Source organism: Actinophytocola sp., from assembly GCF_035712165.1.
Classification (GTDB): Bacteria; Actinomycetota; Actinomycetes; order Mycobacteriales; family Pseudonocardiaceae; genus DASYTH01.
In genome coordinates, this window is record NZ_DASTBH010000548.1 from 1 (window position 1) to 3318 (window position 3318).

The following is a 3318-nucleotide window of genomic DNA, read 5'->3' on the forward strand; positions in this document are numbered from 1 at the left end:
CTCCGACGTCAAGCCGCTCTCCTCGGCCGAGCGGCGCGCCATCCAGTCGTTCCTCGGCGGCGCGCTCGACCTCGACGACGTGCTGCGTCGCAGCGTGCGGCTGCTGGCCCAGCTCACCCGCCAGGTCGCCGTCGTGCAGTACCCGACGCTCACCCGGTCCACGGTCCGGCACCTCGAACTGGTCCAGATCACTCCGGCCCGGGTGATGCTGGTCCTGATCACCGACACCGGCCGGGTGGACCAGCGGATGATCGACCTGGGCGACGTGGTCGGCGAGGAGACCATCGGCCGGCTGCGCACCATGCTCAACGCCGCGCTGACCGGGCATCCGCTCACCGACGCCGCGGCCAAGGTCGGCGAACTGCTCGAGGAGGCCCCGCAGGACCTGCGGGACGTCATGACCAGGATGTCGACCGTGCTGATCGAGTCACTGGTCGAGCATCCGGAGGAACGCCTGGTGCTGGGCGGCACCGCCAACCTGACCCGCAACGTCGCCGACTTCCCGGGCTCGCTGCGGCAGATCCTCGAAGCGCTCGAGGAGCAGGTCGTGGTGCTCAAGCTGCTCGCCGCCGCCCGGGTGCCGGGCACCGTTACAGTCCGGATCGGCGAGGAGAACGAGGCCGAGGAGATGCGCGCCACCTCGGTGGTGTCGGTCGGCTACGGCTCCCGGGACCTGCTGTTCGGCGGAATGGGTGTGGTTGGACCCACCCGAATGGATTATCCGGGAACGATCGCGGCCGTCCGGGCCGTTGCGAACTACGTGGGAGAGATCCTGTCCGGGCGGTAACGGCCGGTGCGAGGTAAGAGACGAGCCCCGAGGGGCACGGGGCAGGAGGACTGGACAACGTGGCGAGGGACTACTACGCGACTCTCGGGGTACGACCCGACGCGACCTCCGAGGAGATCAAACGCGCGTATCGCAAGCTGGCGCGCGAGCTGCACCCGGACGTCAACCCCGACGCCGAGGCGCAGCAGCGGTTCAGGGACGTCACCGCCGCCTACGAGGTTCTCTCCGACCCGCAGAAGCGCAAGATCGTCGACATGGGCGGCGATCCGCTGGGCAACGGCGCCGGCGGCATGCGCGACCCGTTCGCCGGGTTCGGCTTCGGCGACATCATGGACGCCTTCTTCGGCGCGGCGGCCGGCGGCGGTGGCGGCCGCGGCGCGCGCAGCCGGGTGCAGCCCGGTTCGGACGCGCTGATCCGCATCGAGCTGACCCTCGAGGAATGCAACACCGGGGTCAGCCGCGAGCTGACCGTCGACACCGCCGTGGTCTGCGACGTGTGCCAGGGCTCCGGCTGCGCCAACGGTTCCATGCCGGAAACCTGCGACACCTGCTCCGGCCGCGGCGAGGTGCAGACCGTGCAGCGGTCCTTCCTCGGCCAGGTGGTCACCGCGCGGACCTGTCCGGTCTGCCGGGGGCTGGGCGAGGTCATCCCGGACCCGTGCCGGCAGTGCGCAGGTGAGGGCCGGGTCCGTGCCCGCCGCACCATCACCGCGAAGATCCCGCCCGGCGTGGCCGACGGGATGCGGGTCCGGCTGGCCGGCCAGGGCGAGGTCGGCCCGGGCGGCGGCCCGGCAGGTGACCTGTACGTGGAGGTCGTCGAGGCCCCGCACCCGACCTTCGAGCGCAACGGCGCCGACCTGCACTGCACCCTGCGGATCCCGATGACCACGGCCGCGCTGGGCGCCGTGATCCCGCTGGAGACCCTGGAGGGCACCGTCGAGATGGAGCTCGAGCCGGGCACCCAGCCGGCCACCGAGCTGCTGCTCACCGGCCACGGCCTGCCCAAGCTGCGGTCCTCCGGCCGGCTGGACGGGCGCGGCGACCTGCACGTGCACATCGAGGTCGAGGTGCCCACCAAGCTCGACGCCCGGCAGACCGAGCTGCTGCACGAGCTGGCCGGCCTGCGCGGCGAGGAGGACCACAGCCTGGCCACGGTCAACGGCCGGCCCGGCGGCCTGTTCTCCCGGCTGCGCTCCCGGGGCCGTTGACCACCACGCCGGTCTTTCTCGTCGACGCGCTGCCGGCCGGCGAGCACGCGGTGCTGGACGGCCCCGAGGGCCGGCACGCGGCCACGGTGCGCCGGCTGCGCCCCGGCGAGGAGCTCGTGCTCTGCGACGGCCGGGGATCGCTGGCGCACTGCGTGATCGAGTCCGCCGACCGGCGCGACGCGCTGGACCTGCGGCTGCTGCGGCGCTGGGTCGAGCCGCCGCCGCAACCCCGGCTGGTGGTGGCCCAGGCCCTGGTGAAGGGCGACCGTGGCGAACTGGCGGTCGAACTGGCCACCGAGGCGGGCGCCGACGTGGTGGTGCCGTGGCGGGCGCAGCGGTCGATCGCCCGGTGGGACGACGGTCCACGGGGTGCGAAGGCCCTGGCCCGCTGGCGGGACACCGCCCGGGAGGCCGCCAAACAGTCCCGCCGTTCCTGGGTGCCCGAGGTGACCGAGCCGGTCACCGGTGCCGGCCTCGCCGATGTCATCCGGTCCAGCGCGGCCGCCCTTGTTTTGGACAGCGCCGCAACCACCCGATTGGCTGACCTGCAACTACCCACTCGGGGGGACCTAGTGGTAATTGTCGGCCCGGAAGGGGGAACTTCTGCGGACGAGACGGCGTTGTTCCAGACAGCAGGCGCCCAGGTAGTGCGCCTTGGCCCGACAGTTCTGCGAGCATCGACCGCCGCGGTCGTAGCTGTCAGTGCAATAGGTGTACTGACACAACGCTGGCGCTGAACGCATCGCTCGGTCTACCCTTTGCAATGCACGACGTCCAGAACATGGACAATGTTGTGCGGCACGGACTTCCGCCGGACACCTCCCCCCTCGGTCCGGCGGCGCCGCGTCGCGGTGGAGCGACCCCCAGGCTTCACCGCGACGCGGCATCCTCGTCTCCGCCCCCTGCTCGCGCTTCGCGCTCGCGGGGTCCTCGGATGGTGTCTTCTGGGGGCCAAGCCCCCAGACCCCCGGCCGGAGGGGCTCCGCCCCCCGGACCCCCCTTGTGGTCGGGGTGGTGGCTGGGGGCACCTTGGTCGGTTGGTCACCTGGCATGTTCGCTGCGGTGGACGTTGGCCGGGTGGGTCGAGTCGCCGGGCTCTCGGGCCGAGGGGCTTCGGCCTCCCAGCCCTAATCCCCGGCCTCTGGCCTCCGGCCTCCGGCCGGACGGGCTTCGGCCCCCCGGCACCCCCCCGGCCTTCGCCCCCGAGCACCCGGCCTTCGGCACCCGGCCGGAGGGGCTTCGCCCCGGCACCCCGGCCCCGGCCTTCGGCCGGAGGGGCTTCGCCCCGGCACCCCGGCCCCGGCCTTCGGCCGGTGGGGGCTT

Annotated in this window: 3 protein-coding genes; all 3 read left to right on the forward strand. The window is 72.9% G+C overall.

Going from position 1 to position 3318, the window contains the following annotated elements; genetic code table 11:
- Positions 1-787, forward strand: a 787-nt coding sequence (locus VFO68_RS31010; RefSeq protein WP_325161968.1) for an HrcA family transcriptional regulator, incomplete at its 5' end; no start/stop codon positions are given.
- Between the two features lie 59 nt (positions 788-846).
- On the forward strand, positions 847-1995 hold the full coding sequence (gene dnaJ / locus VFO68_RS31015; RefSeq protein ID WP_325161969.1) for a molecular chaperone DnaJ: 1149 nt from the start codon (positions 847-849) through the stop codon (positions 1993-1995).
- Positions 1992-2732: a 16S rRNA (uracil(1498)-N(3))-methyltransferase gene (locus tag VFO68_RS31020; protein WP_325161970.1), complete on the forward strand. Its 741-nt coding sequence runs from the start codon at positions 1992-1994 to the stop codon at positions 2730-2732. Before dnaJ ends, VFO68_RS31020 begins: the two co-directional genes overlap by 4 nt.
- The last annotated feature ends 586 nt before the right edge of the window (positions 2733-3318 follow it).